This window comes from Stenotrophomonas sp. JC08, from assembly GCF_052180205.1.
GTDB lineage: Bacteria > Pseudomonadota > Gammaproteobacteria > Xanthomonadales > Xanthomonadaceae > Stenotrophomonas.
Genome location: NZ_CP197473.1, coordinates 1,768,080 through 1,787,763 on the forward strand (window position 1 = coordinate 1,768,080; position 19,684 = coordinate 1,787,763).

12 protein-coding genes and 1 pseudogene are annotated in these 19,684 nt (G+C 66.1%); 7 read left to right on the plus strand and 6 right to left on the minus strand.

Annotation, left to right across the window (positions count from 1 at the left end; all coding sequences use genetic code 11):
- The first annotated feature begins 1 nt into the window (after position 1).
- On the plus strand, positions 2-1,000 hold the full coding sequence (locus ACSBPQ_RS08115; RefSeq protein WP_442681692.1) for a restriction endonuclease: 999 nt from the start codon (positions 2-4) through the stop codon (positions 998-1,000).
- 133 nt (positions 1,001-1,133) lie between these two features.
- Here ACSBPQ_RS08115 and hutC read toward each other — a convergent pair whose 3' ends face one another.
- Both hutC and ACSBPQ_RS08125 read right to left on the minus strand, forming a co-directional pair.
- Positions 1,134-1,865 carry a histidine utilization repressor gene (gene hutC / locus ACSBPQ_RS08120; RefSeq protein ID WP_442681693.1) on the minus strand — a complete coding sequence of 244 codons (732 nt, stop codon included), beginning with the start codon at positions 1,863-1,865 and terminating at the stop codon, positions 1,134-1,136.
- Positions 1,866-1,908: 43 nt separating this feature from the next.
- Positions 1,909-3,279 carry a formimidoylglutamate deiminase gene (locus ACSBPQ_RS08125; RefSeq protein WP_442684550.1) on the minus strand — a complete coding sequence of 457 codons (1,371 nt, stop codon included), beginning with the start codon at positions 3,277-3,279 and terminating at the stop codon, positions 1,909-1,911.
- 60 nt (positions 3,280-3,339) lie between these two features.
- On the opposite strand from ACSBPQ_RS08125, the gene hutI reads away from it, so the two are divergent.
- The 4 genes from hutI to hutU all read left to right on the plus strand — a co-directional run bounded on the left by hutI (position 3,340) and on the right by hutU (position 8,779).
- Entirely contained in the window at positions 3,340-4,551 is a 1,212-nt protein-coding gene (gene hutI, locus ACSBPQ_RS08130) for an imidazolonepropionase (RefSeq protein ID WP_442681694.1), read from the plus strand.
- Positions 4,552-4,674: 123 nt separating this feature from the next.
- On the plus strand, positions 4,675-6,216 hold the full coding sequence (gene hutH / locus ACSBPQ_RS08135; RefSeq protein WP_442681695.1) for a histidine ammonia-lyase: 1,542 nt from the start codon (positions 4,675-4,677) through the stop codon (positions 6,214-6,216).
- The gene (gene hutG / locus ACSBPQ_RS08140; RefSeq protein WP_442681696.1) at positions 6,213-7,112 is read left to right on the plus strand and encodes an N-formylglutamate deformylase; all 900 of its coding nucleotides are present in this window, start codon (positions 6,213-6,215) and stop codon (positions 7,110-7,112) included. Before hutH ends, hutG begins: the two co-directional genes overlap by 4 nt.
- Positions 7,112-8,779 carry a urocanate hydratase gene (gene hutU, locus ACSBPQ_RS08145; protein ID WP_442681697.1) on the plus strand — a complete coding sequence of 556 codons (1,668 nt, stop codon included), beginning with the start codon at positions 7,112-7,114 and terminating at the stop codon, positions 8,777-8,779. The genes hutG and hutU overlap by 1 nt, the downstream gene beginning before the upstream one ends.
- A 136-nt stretch (positions 8,780-8,915) precedes the next feature.
- Here the strand turns inward: hutU and ACSBPQ_RS08150 are convergent, their stop codons facing one another.
- From ACSBPQ_RS08150 to ACSBPQ_RS08165, 4 genes are all read right to left on the minus strand, one after another.
- The gene (locus ACSBPQ_RS08150; protein WP_442681698.1) at positions 8,916-10,292 is read right to left on the minus strand and encodes an NAD(P)-binding domain-containing protein; all 1,377 of its coding nucleotides are present in this window, start codon (positions 10,290-10,292) and stop codon (positions 8,916-8,918) included.
- Between the two features lie 378 nt (positions 10,293-10,670).
- The gene (locus ACSBPQ_RS08155; protein WP_442681699.1) at positions 10,671-11,615 is read right to left on the minus strand and encodes a 5'-nucleotidase; all 945 of its coding nucleotides are present in this window, start codon (positions 11,613-11,615) and stop codon (positions 10,671-10,673) included.
- A 63-nt stretch (positions 11,616-11,678) separates the two neighbouring features.
- Positions 11,679-12,449, minus strand: a complete 771-nt coding sequence (locus ACSBPQ_RS08160; RefSeq protein WP_442681700.1) for an NAD kinase — start codon at positions 12,447-12,449, stop codon at positions 11,679-11,681.
- Positions 12,450-12,591: 142 nt separating this feature from the next.
- Positions 12,592-17,583 (minus strand): NAD-glutamate dehydrogenase, encoded by a 4,992-nt coding sequence (locus ACSBPQ_RS08165; RefSeq protein ID WP_442681701.1) that lies wholly within the window; start codon positions 17,581-17,583, stop codon positions 12,592-12,594.
- A gap of 256 nt (positions 17,584-17,839) precedes the next feature.
- On the opposite strand from ACSBPQ_RS08165, the gene ACSBPQ_RS08170 reads away from it, so the two are divergent.
- Positions 17,840-18,505, plus strand: coding sequence for a TetR/AcrR family transcriptional regulator (locus ACSBPQ_RS08170; RefSeq protein ID WP_442681702.1), 666 nt, complete (start codon positions 17,840-17,842; stop codon positions 18,503-18,505).
- A pseudogene (locus tag ACSBPQ_RS08175) lies at positions 18,502-19,665 on the plus strand (efflux RND transporter periplasmic adaptor subunit); the annotation flags it as partial. The gene ACSBPQ_RS08170 and the pseudogene ACSBPQ_RS08175, both read left to right, overlap by 4 nt.
- Positions 19,666-19,684: the final 19 nt, after the last annotated feature.

Sequence of the window (19,684 nt, forward strand, 5' to 3'; positions counted from 1 at the left end):
GATGCTTCCCTGGATTCTCGCCTTGGCGCTTGCGCTGGCGTTGTGGTTCCTCGCAGTTGCCTATCTGTGGCTGGTGCGACGGAAGCGGACCGAGATCGCCCATGGCCTGGCGGCACTGGCCGGCATGCGCTGGCGCGAATTTTCCCGCATTGTGCGGCTGGCATTGGCCGATCAGCGCAACCTGCGTGATACGGCGGCCGAAGTCACCGACGACCACGGCACCAGCAGCGACTTCCTGATGGCCGGCGACAATGCGCTGTGGCTGGTGTCGTGCAAGCATGGACGCGCCTACCGTTTCGGTGCGCAGGACATCAACGAGCTGGCCTCGGCCATGCGCCTGACCGAGGCGGACAATGGAATATTGATCACCGAGGGCCGCGTCGAGCGCGACGGTCTGGCTGCGGCCACCCAACAGTCGATCGAAGTGCTGGATGAGCGCAACCTGTGGCAGTTGCTCTGCGCCTATGTACCCGCGCAGACCCGCGACACCGTCACCGGTATCGCCCACCGTGAAGCCGTCCGCCATACCGGTATCGCCGCACTTGCCGCACTGACGCTGGGGCTGCTCGCGGGCATGACCTACGGCACGCTCCAGGACACGAATGCAGGGGCTGCCTCGAGCGCCGCCACCCAGCCCCCCTCCCATACGCCTGCCCCGCCTGTCGCCGCCGTGCCCGCGCTTCCTGATTCCGGAAACGTTGCCGACCCGACCGCCGGCATGGCTGCCGAGGATCTGCAGCAGGACCCGGACCCGGAAACCCTGCTGCGCTACCAGCAGAACGTCTCCAAGGCGCTGGCACGTACTCCCGGGGTGATCAGTGGCATCTGGGTGACCCGGCTCACGCTGTCAATCGAACGCACCGCCGATGATGCGACCGTGTGGCCCCTGATCTGCCGCGAAGTGGAGCGCTACCCGGCGCTGCGTACCGTGCGCATCCAGCTCAACCCGCGCCCGGGCAGCGACGAGCCGGTACGCTGGCGCCAGTGCAGCACCATCTGAAGGACAGGAACGGGGCAGAGAAACGGGCAAGGGCGAGAGCCCGGGAACGATAACAACGGGAGCCAGTGAAACCCGCCACGCAAAGGCCGGGGGCTGCTGTTCTCACCCGTTTACAGTTCCGCTGCCTTCTTTCCTAGCCTTTCCCGCCCGGCGCGAAACGGGCGATCAGGTCGTAGGCATCGCCGAGGAACATCTGTCGCACCCAGGTGATCTGCTGCTCGCCGCGCCAGGTCTGGCGATCGATCACCAGGCAGGCGGTACCGGCCGGCACCTGCAGCAGCCTGGCCTCCGCCGCGGTGGCCGCCACCGCGCTGATGCGATGCTCACCGCGCGTCCATGACACGTTCTGCAGCAGCCAGCTGCCCGGTGCGTGGGTGGAGAAATCCACGGTGAGTGTCTCCGGCACCGCCTCCGGATTGATCAGCCGCCGTTCCAGCGCGAGCGGCTTGCCGTCGGCCAGATGCAGGCAGTGCATCGCCAGCAGCATGCCCTCGCCGACCAGCTCCACTTCCTTCGCCGCGGCGGCATCGGCCGGCCGCAGCTGTTGCTCCAGCAGCTGGAATCCATATTCGTGCCCGCGGTCGGTCACCGCCAGGTGGATATCCGGGATTTCCAGCGCCACCTGTTCCAGGTGGGGCGGTTGCCGTGCGACAAAGGATCCGGCGCGGCGTCGGCGCTCGATCATGCCGCTCTCTGCCAGCGTGGTCAGTACCTTGTTCACCGTCATCCGCGAGCATTTGTACTGCTCCATCAGCTCGTGTTCGAACGGAATGCGGAAGCCCGGCTCCCACTCGCCACTGAGGATGCGGCTTTCGATATCACTGCGGATGCGGTGATTGAGGGTGGCTTTTTTCTTGCCCGTCACTCGGGATTCCCTGGAAAGAACGAGGCTGGCGGGGATGCGGAACTCATGCCAGCACCCGGCCCAATGCGGCGCGGTAGCGTGCGCTCACGGCGTCACGGTGTATATGCCGGCCCTCCCGGACCAGTTCGCGGCCATTGCGCCAGACCGCGCGAACCGCTCCATTACGTGCAGCAAACAACCAGCTGTCAAGCAGGCTGTCGCCGTGGCGACCAAGCAGTGAGGGATGCGCGGGATCAAGTTCGACCAGGTCCGCCGGCGCGCCGACGGACAGCCCTGACGGTACACCCAGCGCCTGCGCGGCGCCCTCGGCCGCCTGCTGGTAGAGCCAGCGGCCGCTGGACAGCGTGCCCGGCGAGAGCACGTTGCGCCCGCGCAGGGTCAGCCGCTGGCCGTATTCGAGCAGGCGCAGCTCTTCGGCCGCGTCGATCAGCACATTGGAATCGGAACCCACGCCGAAGCGGCCACCGGCGGCGATGTGCTCGCGCATCGGGAACAGCCCGTCGCCCAGATTGGCCTCGGTGATCGGGCACAGGCCGACCACCGCGCCGCTGTCGGCCATCAGCCGCACTTCCTCAGGCGTGACGTGGGTGGCGTGGACCAGACACCAGCGCTGATCCACCGCGGCATGGCCGTACAGCCATTGCACCGGGCGCTGCCCGCTCCAGGCCAGGCAGGCCTCGACTTCGCGCACCTGCTCGGCGATATGGATATGGATCGGGCCACTGGTCATGCCGGCCAGCGCCTGCAACTCCGCTTCGGTGGTCGCGCGCAGGCTGTGCGGCGCCAGTCCGAGCAAAGCGTCGGGCAGATCGGCCAGCGCCTGCGTACTGCCTTCCAGCAGGCGGGCGAAACCGTCGATGTCGTGCAGGAAGCGCCGCTGCGCCGGTGCCGGCGCTATCCCGCCGAAGTCGGCATGGGCGTAGAACACCGGCAGCAGGGTCAGCCCCAGCCCGGTGCTGGCGGCCGCGGCGGCCACGCGCACGGCCATCTCGGCCGGGTTGGTGTAACGACTACCGTCCTGCGCGTGATGCAGATAGTGGAACTCGCCGACGCGGGTGAAACCGGCTTCGAGCATTTCCATATAGGCCTGCTCGGCGATGGCCTGGAACGTGTCCGGGTCCAGCCGGTCCAGGAAGTGGTACATCAGCTCGCGCCAGCTCCAGAAGCTGTCGCCGCGGGCTCCGCCCACTTCGGTCAGGCCAGCCATCGCCCGCTGGAACGCATGGCTGTGCAGGTTGCCCAGCCCCGGCACTACCGCCCACAGGGTGTGATCGCCGTGCTGCCGCGAGGCTCCAGTGACGACCGAGGTGATCCGCCCCTGCACGCACTCGATGCGCACATCGCGCGCCCAGCCTTCGGGCAGCAGCGCCTGTGCGGCATGGAAGCAGGTTGTCTGGGGGGCGGCGCTGGCAATCACTGGACACTCTCCGGTTACCGCAATTATTGTATATACAAATACAACCGGAAGCTGCACATGCGCTGCGACACGCTCTGGCACAACGCCCACCTGATGACCCTGGACGACGCCACCGGCGGGCTGGGCATTATCCGTGATGGCGTGCTCGCTGCGCTTGATGGCCGCATCGTCCATACCGGTCCGGTCGCCACCGCGCCGGACTTCGACGCCGCCGAGCGCATCGACTGCGACGGACGCTGGATCAGCCCCGGCCTGATCGACTGCCACACCCATCTGGTCTACGCCGGCAACCGCGCCGGCGAGTTCGAGCAGCGCCTGCAGGGCGTGAGCTATGCCGATATCGCCCGTGCCGGCGGCGGCATTGTCTCCACCGTGCGCGCCACCCGCGCCGCCAACGAGGCCGCGCTGATCGACGCCACGCTGCCGCGGCTGGACGCGATGCTGGCCGAAGGCGTCACCACCATCGAGATCAAGTCCGGCTACGGCCTGACCCTGGCCGACGAGTCCCGCCAGCTTCGCGTGGCCCGCCAGCTGGGCCAGCTGCGCCAGGTCGAGGTGGTGCCCACCTTCCTCGGCGCCCATGCGGTGCCGCCCGGCCACGAGGCGCAGGCCTATATCAACGAGGTCTGCGCGGTGATGATCCCGGCCATCGCCGCCGAAGGACTGGCCGAAGCGGTCGATGTGTTCTGCGAGAACATCGGCTTCACCCCAGCGCAGACCCAGCAGGTGTTTCAGGCCGCGCGCCAGCATGGGCTGGCGGTGAAGATCCACGCCGAGCAGCTGTCCAACCAGCACGGCGCCGAACTGGCCGCCGGCTTTGGTGCGCTCTCGGCCGACCACATCGAACATCTCGATGACGCCGGCATTGGCGCGATGCGCGCGGCCGGCACCGTCGCTGTGCTGCTGCCCGGCGCGTTCTATTTCACCCGCGACACCACCGTGCCGCCGATTCCACAGCTGCGCGAGGCCGGCGTGCCGATGGCGCTGGCCACCGACTGCAACCCCGGCACCTCGCCGCTGACCAGCCCGCTGCTGACCATGAACATGGCCGCCACACTGTTCCGCATGACCGTGACCGAGTGCATCGCCGGCTTCACCCGCGAGGCGGCACGCGCGCTCGGTCGCCACGACCGGCTCGGCCAGTTGGCCGCCGGCTTCGATTGCGACCTGGCGATCTGGGACATCGAGGCGCCGGCCGATCTGGTCTACCGCATGGGCTTCAATCCGCTGCACACGCGCGTGTTCCGCGGCCAGCCGACATCCCCGTAAGAACGACACCTGTATGAGCGACATAAGTCGCGACCAGAAGTCCTCCCCCAAGAAAACCACTCGCGACTCACGTCGCTCCTGCAACCGCCCTGTCCCCGTCTTGCAATCCACTGGAGTAACCCTATGACTTCCCCGCTCGTGCTTCGTCCCGGCCACGTTCCGCTGGCCCAGTGGCGCCAGATCTACCAGGGCGCCCACGTGCGCCTGGACGAATCGGCCAGCGCCGCCGTGCTGCGCAGCGCGCAGGTGGTCGAGGCCATCGTCGCCAAGGGCGCGCCGGTCTACGGCATCAACACCGGCTTCGGCAAACTGGCCAGCGTGCGCATCGAGCGCGAGGATCTGGAAACCCTGCAGCGCAATATCGTGCTGTCCCACGCCGCCGGTGTCGGCGAGCCGATGCCGGCCAACGTCGTGCGGCTGATGATGGCGCTCAAGCTCACCAGCCTCGCCCAGGGTGCCTCGGGCATCCATCCGAAAACGCTGGCCCTGCTGGAAGCCTTCCTGCAGCACGACTTCATTCCGGTCATTCCGTGCCAGGGTTCGGTCGGCGCTTCCGGTGACCTGGCCCCGCTCTCGCATCTGGCCACGGTGATGATCGGTGTGGGCGAAGCCTTCGTCGATGGCGTACGGATGCCAGCCGTCGATGCATTGGCCCGCATCGGCCACAGCGCGCTGACCCTCGGCGCCAAGGAAGGGCTGGCCCTGCTCAACGGCACCCAGTACTCCACCGCCTACGCGCTGGCCGGCCTGTTCGAGATCGAAACGGTGTTCCAGGCCGCGCTGGTCACCGGCGCACTGTCGGTGGAAGCAGCCAAGGGCTCGGACACCCCGTTCGATCCGCGCATCCACAGCATCCGTGGCCAGCGCGGGCAGATCGCCACCGCCGCCACCCTGCGCCAGCTGATGGCCGGCTCGGCCATCCGCGAATCGCACCGCGACAACGACGTGCGCGTGCAGGACCCGTACTGCCTGCGCTGCCAGCCGCAGGTGATGGGCGCGGCATTCGACGTCATGCGCCAGGCCGCCACCACGCTGGAGATCGAAGCCAATGGCGTGTCCGACAACCCGCTGGTGTTCACCGATACCGGCGAGGCACTGAGCGGCGGCAACTTCCACGCCGAGCCGGTCGCCTTCGCCGCTGACATGCTGGCCATGGCGATCTGCGAGATCGGTTCGATCAGCGAGCGCCGCACCGCGATGCTGGTGGAACCGGCGCTGTCCGGTCTGCCGGCCTTCCTCACTCCCAAGCCGGGCCTGAACTCGGGCTTCATGATTCCGCAGGTCACCGCCGCGGCGCTGGTCTCGGAGAACAAGCAGCGCGCCTACCCGGCCAGCGTGGATTCCATTCCCACCTCGGCCAATCAGGAAGACCACGTCTCGATGGCCGCGCACGGCGCCCGCCGCCTGCTGGCGATGGCCGAAAACGCCGCCAACGTGGTCGGCATCGAGCTGCTGGCCGCCGCGCAGGGCTGCGACTTCCACGCCCCGCTGACCTCCAGCCCGGCGCTGGAAAGCGTGCGCGCCACGCTGCGCACCCAGGTACCGACGCTGCAGGATGACCGCTATTTCCACCCGGACATGGTCACCGCCACTGAACTGGTCCGCAGCGGCGCCCTCGCCCACGGTCTGGACGCGGTGCTGCCGCATGTGGAAGCAGTGTCATGAGCGCCACGCCGGAGTGGCTGCAGATCCATCGCGGCACCGCGCCGCTGATCGTCAGCTTCCCCCACACCGGCACCGAACTGCCCGCCGAACTGGCCGGGCGGTTCGTCTCGCCGTGGCTGGCGCGGCGTGACGCCGACTGGTGGGTGCACCAGCTGTACGCCTTCGCGCGTGAGCTGGGCGCCACCACCGTGCGCACCGCCATCTCGCGCTCGGTGATCGATATGAACCGTGATCCGTCCGGCGTCAGCCTGTACCCGGGCCAAAACACCACCGGCCTGTGCCCGCTGACCACCTTCGACAACCAGCCGCTGTACCGCGAGGGCTGCGAGCCGGACGAAGCTGAGATCGCCCGCCGCCGCGACACGTACTTCGCGCCCTACCACGCCGCGCTGGCCGCCGAGATCGCCCGCCTGCACGCCGACCACGGCACCGTGGTGATGTATGACGCGCACTCGATCCGCTCGAACATCCCGCACCTGTTCGACGGCCAGCTGCCGCAGTTCAACCTAGGCACCGCCGGCCCCACCGGCGAGCCGGACACGGCCTGCGACAACGCGCTGGCCGATGTGGTCGAGAACCTGTGCGCGCTGAGCGGTCTGGGCCACGTGCGCAACGGCCGCTTCAAGGGCGGCTGGATCACCCGCCACTACAGCAACGTGCCCGCCGGCGTGCATACGTTGCAGATGGAGCTGGCCTGCCGCGGCTACATGTACGAGCCGGCGTCGGGCGATGTGGAGGTGCACAGCTGGCCCACGCCCTACGCCCCTGCCCGCGCCACCGCGGTGCGCGACACCCTGCAACAGGTGCTGCGCGCCTGCCTCGACTTTTCCACACGTGCGAATCCTTCGCAAAAACCCGCACATCCCTGTGCGGACTTTTCACCAGGAACAGACTGATGACCCGCCACGACCCTTCCCGCAGCCCGCGCGCGCCGCGCGGCAACACGCTCAACTGCAAGTCCTGGCAGACCGAAGCGCCGTTCCGCATGCTGCAGAACAACCTCGACGCCGAAGTGGCCGAAGATCCCACCTCGCTGGTGGTCTACGGCGGCATCGGCCGCGCCGCGCGCGACTGGGAGAGCTACGACAAGATCCTGGAAACCCTCAAGCGGCTGGACGACAACCAGACCCTGCTGGTGCAGTCGGGCAAGCCGGTTGGCGTGTTCCCCACCCACCCGGACGCCCCGCGCGTGCTCATTGCCAACTCCAACCTGGTGCCGCACTGGGCCAACTGGGAGCACTTCAACGAGCTCGATAAGAAGGGCTTGATGATGTACGGGCAGATGACCGCCGGCAGCTGGATCTACATTGGCAGCCAGGGCATCGTCCAGGGCACCTACGAAACCTTCGTGGAGATGGGCCGCCAGCACTACGGCGGCAGCCTCAGCGGCAAGTGGATCCTCACCGCCGGGCTGGGCGGCATGGGCGGCGCGCAGCCGCTGGCCGCCTCGCTGGCCGGCGCCAGCAGCCTGACCATTGAATGCCGCCAGAGCAGCATCGATTTCCGCCTGCGCACCCGCTACGTGGACGAACAGGCCAGCGACATCGACGACGCGCTGGCGCGCATCGCCAAATACACCGCCAGCGGTGAGGCCAAGTCGATCGCCCTGCTCGGCAACGCCGCCGAGATCCTGCCCGAGCTGGTCCGTCGTGGCGTGCGCCCGGATGCGGTCACCGACCAGACCAGCGCGCATGACCCGGTGCACGGCTACCTGCCGATCGGCTGGACGGTCGAGCAGTGGCTCACCGAACAGCAGGCCAACCCGGAGAAGGTCCGCGACGCCGCCAAGGCCGCGATGCGCGTGCATGTGGAGGCGATGCTGGCTTTCCACGCCGCCGGCATCCCGACCGTGGATTACGGCAACAACATCCGCCAGATGGCCTTCGACGAAGGCCTGAAGAATGCCTTCGACTTCCCCGGTTTCGTGCCGGCCTACGTGCGCCCGCTGTTCTGCCGCGGCGTCGGCCCGTTCCGCTGGGTGGCGCTGTCCGGCGACCCGGAAGACATCTACAAGACCGACGCCAAGGTGAAGCAGATCATCGCCGATGACCCGCATCTGCATCGCTGGCTGGACATGGCGCGCGAGCGCATCGCCTTCCAGGGTCTGCCGGCGCGCATCTGCTGGGTCGGCCTGGGCCTGCGCCACAAGCTCGGCCTGGCCTTCAACGAGATGGTCCGCAACGGCGAGCTCAGCGCGCCGGTGGTGATCGGCCGCGACCACCTGGACAGCGGCAGCGTCGCCTCGCCTAATCGCGAGACCGAAGCGATGAAGGACGGCTCCGACGCCGTCTCCGACTGGCCGCTGCTCAACGCCATGCTCAACGTCGCCAGTGGCGCCACCTGGGTCAGCCTGCACCACGGCGGCGGCGTCGGCATGGGTTACTCGCAGCATTCGGGCGTGGTCATCGTCTGTGACGGCAGCATCGAGGCCGACAAGCGCATCGCCCGCGTGCTGTGGAACGACCCCGGCACCGGCGTCATGCGCCACGCCGATGCCGGTTATGACATCGCCATCGACTGCGCCAAGGAGAAGGGGCTGGACCTGCCAGGCATCTTCGGCTGAGTCCGGGCACTCACCTGCCTGCAATCACAAAAGGGCAGCTTCAGGGCTGCCCTTTTGTCTGGTCGGACGCCGTTATGGCATCCATGCGTTGCGTGGCCCAGGCAGCGGAATCCATCCGCCACCTGCCAGCGCCCGCTCAGGCGGTGCGACGCATCGGCTGGTCTTCCACCACCTCGTCTGCCAGGAAGGCTTCCAGCGAGTCATCCATCGCCTGCATCCATGGCGTGTGGTGCGGCGGCGCCAGCGTGCCGGTCAGCACCGAGCGATAGCTCTTGTTGCGGTAACCCAGGATGTCGGCGACCTTGTCCACCTTCCACTGTTTGAACAGCTCGGCAACCGCTTCGACCTTGAACTCCGGGTAGTCGGTGGCGTTGAGCAGGTCGCGCACATATGCGGCCTGGAAGTCGATGTCCTCGCTGTCGGAGCGCGTCGCCTCCTCCCGCTGCACCCAGGCTTGGCTGTCTGCACGCATCGCTTCGGCATCCGGCAACGTGATGCGCCCGAGGATCACGTCGCGCGCATACCAAGCCTGCGCATCGAACATGTTGAAGGTGTAGTACTGGTCCTGCATGCCCAGGTACATCAGCTTCGGATTGTCGATCCAGAACACGCCCTTGTAGATGTCACCCGGATACAGGCGGTTGCGCGTGCGCAGGGTCAGTTCATCGCACAGGAACGGAAAGTGGTGCTGGTAGCCGGTGCACAGCACGATGGCATCCACGTCCTTGGAACTGCCATCGGCGAAGTGCGCGGTATTGCCTTCCAAGCGCAGCAGCAGCGGCTTCTCGTCGAATGCGGCCGGCCAGTCATAGCTCATCGGTGCGCTGCGATAGCTGAAGGTCACCGACTTGGCGCCGTACTTGTAGCATTGCGTGCCAATGTCCTCGGCCGAATAGCTGCTGCCGACCAGCAGCAGGTCCTTGTCGGCGAACTCGCAGGCATCGCGGAAATCATGCGCATGCAGCACGCGGCCGGGGAACTGCTCAAGCCCTTCGAAGAACGGCGCGTTCGGTGTGGAGAAATGGCCGGTGGCAACGATCACCCGGTCGAATTCCTCGGTCTGCAGCTCATCCTTCTTCAGGTCGCGCACGGTGACGCTGAAGCGCCCGGTTTCTTCGGAATATTCCACCCACTGTACGGCGGTGTTGAAGCGGATCTGGTCACGCACGCCGCTCTTTTCGATGCGGCCCATGATGTAGTCGCGCAGCACTGCACGCGGGGGATAGGAGGCGACGGGGCGACCAAAATGCTCTTCGAAACTGTAGTCGGCAAATTCCAGCGCTTCCTTGGGGCCGTTCGACCAGAGGTAGCGGTACATGCTGCCGTGTACAGGTTCACCATAGGCATCCAGCCCGGTACGCCATGTGTAGTTCCACATTCCACCGAGATCGGACTGCTTCTCGAAACAGACGATTTCCGGGACTTCAGCGCCGCCACGGCGGGCGGATTCAAACGCACGAAGCTGTGCCAGACCGCTGGGGCCGGCGCCAAGAATGGCAATACGCATGGTCATTCGAGTTGTATCTCCTGTGTAGCTGCCGGCACGTGAAGCACGTGACGACACTGCGCAAGGGCGCGTTATGCGTCGTGCGGGAGGACTGCGGCCCAGTCCCGCACAACGCGCGAAACACCCGGCCGGCCACATCAAGGCGGCAGCAGCGGAAAGGAATGGCAGACAAAAAGCCGCCCGTCGGGGACAAGCCCCGCCCCTTCATCATCCGGGTGGGTACTTCGCGAGAAGGGTCCGCCGCGTTCGTTCGGACCAGAATGACGGTGCAACACCGCAAGGAATATGGGAAAAACTCGCGAAAGCGGGGGCATCCTAGCACAGCGGCCATGTTTGCCGGTAATCCCGGCACCGCGCTGGCCGCGGAAGCTGCCTGTTCAAAAGTCAATCCGGATTGGCGACCCCGTGCGGCACATGGCCGGCGGCGACGTGCAGGCGTGCGCTGTCGATGTTGTGCTGCGAGTCATCGAAAAAGATGTCGGCACCGAACGCCTCGAGGAACGGCCCCTTGTGCCGTCCGCCGAGAAACAGCGCCTCGTCCAGCCGCACGCCCCATTCGCGCAACGTGCGGATCACCCGTTCATGCGCCGGCGCCGACCGTGCGGTGACCAGCGCGGTGCGGATCGGCGCCGCCTCGCCCGCCGGAAACGCCGCCTGCAGGTCATGCAGTGCGGAAAGGAAGTTGCGGAACGGTCCACCACTGAGAGGCTCATGTGCCCGCTCCTGCTCGTGCCGGCCGAATGCTTCCACCCCCTGTTCGCGGGAAATGCGTTCGCTCTCATCGCCGAAGATCACCGCATCACCGTCGAATGCGATACGCAGTTGCGATGAGGGCCGCCCGGTGTCGGTGGCCACCGCCGATGCCGCTGACACCTCGGCCATGCTGTGCGGCAGAATCGTCGCCGCAGCGATGCCATGCAGCAGCGCCCGTCGCACCGAATCAGGGTTGGCCGACAGGAACAGATCGGTACCGAACGGCTTGGCATAGGGCCAGGTCGGCTCACCGGCGGTAAAGGTCGCACGTACGATATCCAGCCCGTGGTGCTGGATCGAATTGAAGATGCGCAGGCCGGTATCGGCCGAGTTGCGCGACAGCAGGATCACTTCCACCCGCGGCACTTCGCCAGGTGCATGGCTGTTCAGGCCCAGCAGTTTGCGCACGACCGGAAAGGCGACGCCGGGCGTGAGCACATCGTCCTCATGCAGGCGCTGGTACGCCGCGTAGGCCTCCAGTCCTTCGCGCTCGAACAATGCGTGGCCTTCCTCCAGATCGAACAGTGCGCGCGAAGTCACCGCGACCGTCAGCAGCCGTGGCGTGTTGTCACCCATGTTTCCGGTCCTTTCCTGTGCCGTTGCCGGCGTGGCCTGTCACCCGCTCCATGGCGGTGTTCATCAGAAGATGAACTGCTCGCTGAGGATGCGCTCTTCCAGATTGTGTTCCGGATCGAACAGCAGCGTCACCTGGCGCTCGCGCGATTCGCGGATGGTGACTTCCACCACGTCACGGGTCTCGTGCGAATCGGCCGTGACGCTGACCGGCCGTTTGTAGGGATCCAGCACGCGGAAGCGCACTTCGGTATCCGCCTTGAGGATCGCACCACGCCAGCGCCGTGGACGATACGGCGCCAGCGGCGTCAGGGCGATGGTGTTGGAGCCCAGCGGCAGGATCGGCCCGTGCGCCGAATAGTTGTAGGCGGTGCTGCCGGCCGGTGTGGAGACCAGCACGCCATCGCAGATCAGTTCGGCCACCCGTTCCTGGCCATTGAGGTCGATGCCGATATGGGCCGCCTGCCGCGTCTGCCGCAACAGCGACACGTCGTTGTAGGCCAGCGAGCCGGTGGTGGTACCCGACTCGGTCTGCGCGACCATCTCCAGCGGGCGCAGATGCGCCGGCTCGGCGTGTGCCAAGCGCTGCAACAGGTCCTCGGCGCGATAGTGGTTCATCAGGAAGCCGACGGTACCCAGCTTCATGCCGAACACCGGCTTGCCCATGCTGCCGTGGCGGTGCAGCGTCTGCAGCATGAAGCCATCGCCACCCAGCGGGCACAGCACATCGGCATCTTCCGGATCAACGCCGCCATAGCGTGCGGCCAGTGCCTGACGGGCCTCTTGGGCGGCATCGATTGAGCTGGCAAGAAAAGCGATACGGGGGGACACAGCCATTCATCGTTACGGACTCGGCTGTCGAGCATAACCTGCAACCGTCAATGCGGCAGCGTCGCTGTCAAACGCAACTCTCTGTCCCGGCGCGGGCCGCTCCGGAAAGGAACGGGCCCCGACGGGGCCCGTCCTCACATCGGCCGGCTTACGCTCCGTGCGCGGCCAGCTGGCCCAGCCGCTGCACCGCGACCGACACGGTCGGATAATCCAGCGTCTTCTGCTCGGCCAGTTCGGCCAGCATCGCCAAGGTGAAGCGCAGGCTGCTGTCATCGCGCCTGATCCACGAGGCGACCTTGGCCTCGGCGCCACTGCTCTTCATCGACAGCACCTGCCCGGTCAGCACGCGCTGGTGCGTGGCCAGCTCATCACGCAGCACGCCGCGAGCCACCGCATGCCAGCGGCCGTTGACCTCCAGCGCGTCGATCTGCTCGAACAGCCACGGCATCTGCAGCGCCTCACCCAGGCGGAAGTGGACCTTGGACACGTCCACCGGCTTGAGCTTGCGGGTACGGGCCAGCTCGATGATGTCGAATGCCGGCTCCAGGAACTGCAGCTCGGACAACTGCTTGGCCAATGCCGCCGGCAATCCCTTTTCCTTCCACGCCACGACGCTCGCCTCGTACGCGGGTCGCTGCGAGTCGGGCAGCACACCCGAAGCAACACGGATGTCGTTGAACGGCCCCTGGTAGCGATCGACCGCGGCGGTGATGCCCGGCATCGCCCCCGGCCGGCCCAGCAGCCAGCGCACGAACGAACGCTGCAGTTTCCAGATCACTTCCAGCGCGTCCACCTGCACAGCCTCGGGCAAGGTCCCGTCGAGCGCATCGATCTGCTCCCACAGTGCCCGTGCATCCAGCGTCTCGCGGCTGATGGTGTAGGCCTTGGCGACCTCGGCCACGGTGCGGCCGGTGTCCTCCTGCATACGCATCAGGAAGGTGGCGCCCATGCGGTTGATGGTCTGGTTGGTCACCGCTGTGGCGATGATCTCGCGCTTCAGGCGATGCGTCTCCATCGCGCCGGCGTATTTCTTCTGCAGCGGCTGCGGGAAGTAGCGCAGCAGCTCCTTGGACAGGTACGGGTCTTCGGGGATATCCGAATCCAGCAGCTGCTGGAACGCGACGATCTTGGAATAGGACAGGATCACCGCCAGTTCCGGCCGGGTCAGGCCCAGGCCACGCAGCTTGCGTGCCGACAGTTCCGCATCGGACGGCAGGTACTCGATCTGGCGATCAAGCAGCCCCTGCTGTTCCAGCGTGCGGATGAAGTGCTGCTTGGAACCGAGCCGCTTTGCGCTCATCCGCTCCATCAGGCTGATGGCCTGGTTCTGGCGGTAGTTGTCCATCAGCACTAGCTCGGCGACCTCGTCGGTCATCGACGCCAGCAGCTTGTTGCGCTGGGCGACGGTGAGCTTCTTGGCACGCACCACGTCGTTGAGCAGGATCTTGATATTGACTTCATGGTCGGAGGTGTCGACACCGGCCGAGTTGTCGATGAAGTCGGTGTTGAGCAGTACACCGGCCTGCGCGGCCTCGATGCGGCCGAGCTGGGTCATGCCGAGATTGCCGCCCTCGCCCACGATTCGGCAGCGCAGCTCGCCGCCGTTGACGCGCAGGCCGCTGTTGGCGCGGTCTCCGACTTCGGCATGGGTTTCATTGGCGGCCTTGATGTAGGTGCCGATGCCGCCATTCCACAGCAGGTCGACCGGTGCCTTCAGCGCGGCGCTGATCAGCTCGGTCGGGGTCATTGCCTTGATGCCGGCATCGATGCCCAGCACTTCACGCACCTGCGGGGTGATCTCGATCGATTTCAGCGAGCGCGGATAGATGCCGCCGCCCTTGCTGATCAGCTTGCTGTTGTAATCGGCCCAGCTCGAACGCGGCACGGCGAACAGGCGCGCGCGTTCCTTGAACGAGGTCGCCGCAACCGGGCCGGGGTCGAGGAAAATGTGGCGATGGTCGAACGCACACACCAGGCGGGTGTGCTCGGACAGCAGCATGCCGTTGCCGAACACGTCACCGGACATGTCGCCGATGCCGACCACGGTGAAGTCCTGCCGCTGGCAATCCCGGCCCAGCGCACGGAAGTGGCGCTTGACCGACTCCCATGCACCGCGGGCGGTGATGCCCATGCCCTTGTGGCTGTAGCCGACCGAGCCACCGGACGCGAAGGCATCATCCAGCCAGAAACCATGCGCGGCAGCGATGCCGTTGGCGATGTCGGAGAAGCTGGCGGTGCCCTTGTCGGCCGCCACCACCAGATAGGGATCGTCCAGGTCATGCCGGACCACGCCCTGCGGCGGCACGATGGCGTTGTCGACAATGTTGTCGGTGATATCGAGCAGTCCGTTGATGAAGCGCTTGTAGCAGGCCACACCCTCGGCGAACCAGGCATCGCGATCCACGGACGGGTCCGGCAACTGCTTGGCGAAGAAACCACCCTTGGAGCCGACCGGCACGATCACCGTGTTCTTCACCATCTGTGCCTTGACCAAGCCCAGCACCTCGGTACGGAAATCCTCGCGGCGGTCCGACCAGCGCAGGCCACCACGGGCCACCGCGCCAAAGCGCAGGTGGGTGCCTTCCACCCGCGGGCCACACACCCAGATTTCGCGGTACGGGCGCGGCTTCGGCGCGTCCGGCACCCTGGCCGCATCCAGCTTGAAACTGATGTAGTCGGCCGGGCCGCCATCGGCACGCACGCCGTCCTTGCGCGGCAGGTAATAGCTGGTGCGCAGCGTGGCTTCGATCACGCCGATGAAGCTGCGCAGGATGCGGTCCTCATCCAGGCTGGAGACACCGTCGAGCAGCTTGACCAGCACCTCGCGCACCAGCGCCATGCGTGCATCACGCTTGCCCTTGCGCGCCTTGACGACGTCATCGAGCAGCTTGAGCGTGCCCGCATCATCGCCGGCCAGCACCTTGAACTGCGCCAGCTGCGCATCCAGCGCCACCTTGCCGGTCGCCGGGGCCGGATCGAAGCGGGCTTCGAACAGCTCGACGATCAGCCGCGCCAGCAACGGATAGCGGTTGAAGGTGCCTTCGACATAAGCCTGCGAAAACGGCACGCCGATCTGCAGCAGGTACTTGCAATAGGCACGCAGCATCGACACCTGGCGCCAGTCCAGCGCCGCACCCAGCACCAGCCGGTTGAAGCCGTCGTTCTCGGCATCGCCATGCCACACACGCGCAAACGCTTCGCTGAAGGCGGCATTGGCACGGGCCGGATCGATCGGACCGATGGCCGACTCGACCTCGAAATCCTGCACATAGACCGGCGCGTTGTCGACCATCAGCCGGTACGGCCGTTCGGCCATCACCCGCAGCCCCATGTTCTCCATCATCGGCAGCACGTCGGACAGCGGAAGGTCCTTGAGCTGGCGATACAGCTTCAGCCGCAGGCCTTCCACGCCATCGCGCTGCAGCGTCTGCAGGCTCAGGCGCAGATCGTCCGGTCCGGTCAACGCGTCCAGCTGCGCCACATCGGCAGCGGCGATCTGGGCGCTGGAGTCTTCGATATAGCCGGCCGGCAGTGCCTTGCCGATCCGCGAGGCGATCCGCAATCCTTCATTTTCCCCGTGGCTGGCGATCAATGCCTCACGCAGATCGTCCTGCCAGTTGCGCAATACGTTAGCCAAACGTTTCTCCAAATCGCCGGTATCCGGCTCAAGATTCCCACCGGCCCTGGGCCGGACAATCAGGTGAAGCTGCGCCAGCGGCGAGTCACCCAACACCACACTGGAATCCACGTGCTCCCCCTGCAACGCATCACGCAGCATGGCTTCCACACGCAGACGCACATCCGTATTGAAACGCTCACGCGGCAGGAAAACCAGCGCGGAGATGAAACTGCTGAAGCGGTCACGGCGCAGGAACATGCGACTGCGCGCACGCTCCTGCAATCCCAGCACGCCGGTCGCGGTGCGGAACAGTTCGTCCTCGCTGGACTGGAACAGCTCCTCGCGTGGCAGTGACTCGATGATATGCCGCAATGCCTTGCCGCTGTGGCTGGACACATCCAGCCCGGCACGCCGCATCACATTCTGATAGCGCTGCCGCACCAGCGGAATTTCCCACGGGCGGCTGCTGTAGGCGCTGGAGGTGAACAGGCCGAGGAAGCGTTGCTCCCCGACAATCCGCCCCTTGGCATCGAATTCCAGCACGCCGACGTAGTCCATGTAACCGCCACGATGGACCCGCGAGCGGGCATTGGTCTTGGTCAGGATCAGGACATCGGCAAGCTGGTGGCTGTCGCTCAGGCCTTGCGCTGCCAGCCCCTTGACCGGACGCGGCGGCGAGCCATCGGTGCCGTGCATCAACCCCAGGCCACTACCTTCGCAGGCGGCCAGCACGGCTTCCCCGTCGCGCTTTTCGACCTTGTATTCGCGGTAACCCAAGAACGTGAAGTGGTTGTCGGCCGCCCAGCGCAGGAACTCCTGTGCCTCCATGCGCGAAACATCGTCTACCGGCAACGGTCGTGTCCCCAGTTCATCAGCCAGCGCCAGCGCACGGTTGCGCATCGGCTCCCAGTCGTTGACGGCCGCACGCACCTCTTCCAGCACGGTATGGATGCGTTGCTCAAGTGCCGGCAGCGCAGCGGCCGGCTGCCGCTCGATCTCCAGCAGCATCACCGATTCGACTGTTCCCTCGCCCACCTTTTGCAGCTTGCCGGCGGCATCGCGTGACAGCCTGATCAGTGGATGCCCCAGCACATGGATACCGATGCCCTGACCGGCCAGAGCCAGCGACACCGAGTCCACCAGGAACGGCATGTCGTCGTTGACGATCTGCAGCACCGTATGCGCCGCATCCCAGCCGTACTCCTTCAAGGTCGGATTGAAAGCCCGGACAATGGCCTTGCCGGGTTTACGCACCCGGGCGAACTCAAGCATTCCGGCGGCGTGGCGCGCCCAGTCGTCAGCCGGGTGCAGGCTGAACTCTTCTGCATCCATCCGCTGGTAGAACGCGGCGGCGAAGGCCAGCGCCTGCTCCTGTGCCGCGACGTGATCGTGCTTGCGCAGCGCCATGAAAACAGGCTCCAGCGACAGGACAGCCGCCGGAGCCGGTGAGGAGGATGGGGATGCGGGGGATAAACCAGATTTCCTGTTGGCAGACTTCGCACTACGGTTTTGCGATTTCATGAGGGAGCTTCTGGCGGGTGCTCGCTGGAGAAAGCCGGATTGTAGCCTTCACCCGGCCCCACGCCTTGCTGCAGGACGGCATGGAAATGTCTGGCAAAGGGCGGCACCGCAATGGTTTGCGCCAACACCACAGATTCCGGCAACCACCGGTGGACGGTGTAGGGCACAACGGCAGTGGCAATTCTCCCGTGCCCATGAAACAGAAGTGGAAAAATAACTGTATTAATCCTGTACTGGACGGTATAGTCCAGCCCCTGTGCCGACCTCCCCTGCCGCCGACAGCGCCCACGATGCACGCGATCTTCGCGTGTTCGATGCCGTGCGCGAACTGCTCGCCGTCCAGGGCATGCGCCTGAGCATGAGTGCGGTGGCCGCGCGTGCCGGTTGCTCCAAGCAGACGCTTTACAGCCGCTACGGTTGCAAGCGCGACCTGTTGCGCAGGGCCATGCAGCTGCATGTCTCCACCGCTACCTCCGCCCTTGCCGTCAGCTCCGAAAAGCCGCTGCGGGAAATTCTGCTGGGTTTCGCGCTGGGTTATCTGGAGCACCGCAACCAGCCAGAGGTACGCCAGACGGCCCAGGTGATCGTCGCAGGCATCCAGGAGTTCCGCGAGGAATCGAAGTTCATGTACCTCGGCAGCGTCGAGACGCTGTGCGATCACATGGCTGAATGGATGCAAACCGAGATAGCGCGTGGACGCCTGCACCATGACGACCCGCAGTTCATGGCCGAGCTGTTACTTAGCATGCTCGCCGGCCAGGACTTCGAGCGTCAGCGTTTCCATGTCCCCCACCGCGACGACGCTGCACAGCGCCGCCGCTGGGCCGAATTCGCCACCGACAGTTTCCTGCGCGCGTTCGCCACGCACGGGGACGCTGTCGCGCTTACCCATAAAAACAACTCCCGGAGTTACTCCTCATGACCTCCCCGCTCCGCATTCTTGCACTTGCCTTCGCCGCCGCGTTCGCTTTGGCGGCCTGCAAGAAAGAACAGGCACAGATCGCGCCCCCACCGCCGGAGGTGGGTGTGATCGACGCCACCCCGCAGACGCTGCCGTTGCAGCGCGAGCTGGTGGGCCGTCTGTCACCGTTCCGCTCGTCCGATGTCCGCGCACGTATTCCGGGGGTGTTGCAGAAGCGCATCTATGAAGAAGGCAGCACGGTCAAGGAAGGCCAGCCGCTGTTCCAGATCGATCCTGCGCCGCTGCAGGCCGCGCTGGCCTCGGCCGAGGCCGCGCTGAGCGCCGCCCGCGCGACCCATACCAATGCCAAAACCACCGCCGACCGTGCCCGCACGCTGGCACCACAGAAGTTTGTCTCCCAGTCCGACCTGGACAATGCCGAGGCTGCCGAGCGCAGCAGTGCGGCCGCGGTACAGCAGGCACAGGCGGCCGTCACCAGCGCCCGCATCAACCTGGGCTATGCCCGGGTCACCGCGCCGATCTCCGGCCTGGCCGGCAAGCAGCAGGTGACCGAGGGCGCGCTGGTCGGCCAGGGTGAAGCCACCTTGCTGACCACGGTCGACCAGATCGACCCGCTGTACGTGAATTTCTCGATGACCGCCGAAGAACTGGGCGCGCTGCGTGCAGCCCAGGAAAAGGGCGCCGTGGCATTGGCCGGTGATGGCAAGACCACGGTACAGGTCAACCTGCCCGATGGCTCGGCCTATGCCCACGAAGGCGCGCTGGACTTCTCCGCCACCACGGTCGATCCGGCCACCGGCGCGGTGTCGCTGCGCGCGCAGCTGCCCAATCCTGAGCATGCGCTGCTGCCCGGTTCGTTCGTCAGCTTCAAGGCCAACCTCGGCGAGCGCAACAACGCATTCCTGATCCCGCAGCAGGCGGTGCAGCGTGACACCCGCGGCGGCTTTGTGATGGTGGTGGGCAAGGACGGCAACGTCGTGCGCAAGGCGGTGACGCTGGGCAACGAGCAGGGCAGCAACTGGCTGATCTCCTCCGGCCTGGAAGCCGGCGACCAGGTCATCGTGTCCGGTATCCAGAAGGTCAAGGAAGGGGCGCCGGCCAAGGCCACGCCGTGGCAGCCGAACGTCGCCGCGCCCGCCACCGGCGCTCCGGCGCCGGCGAAGGAAACGAAGGAATAAC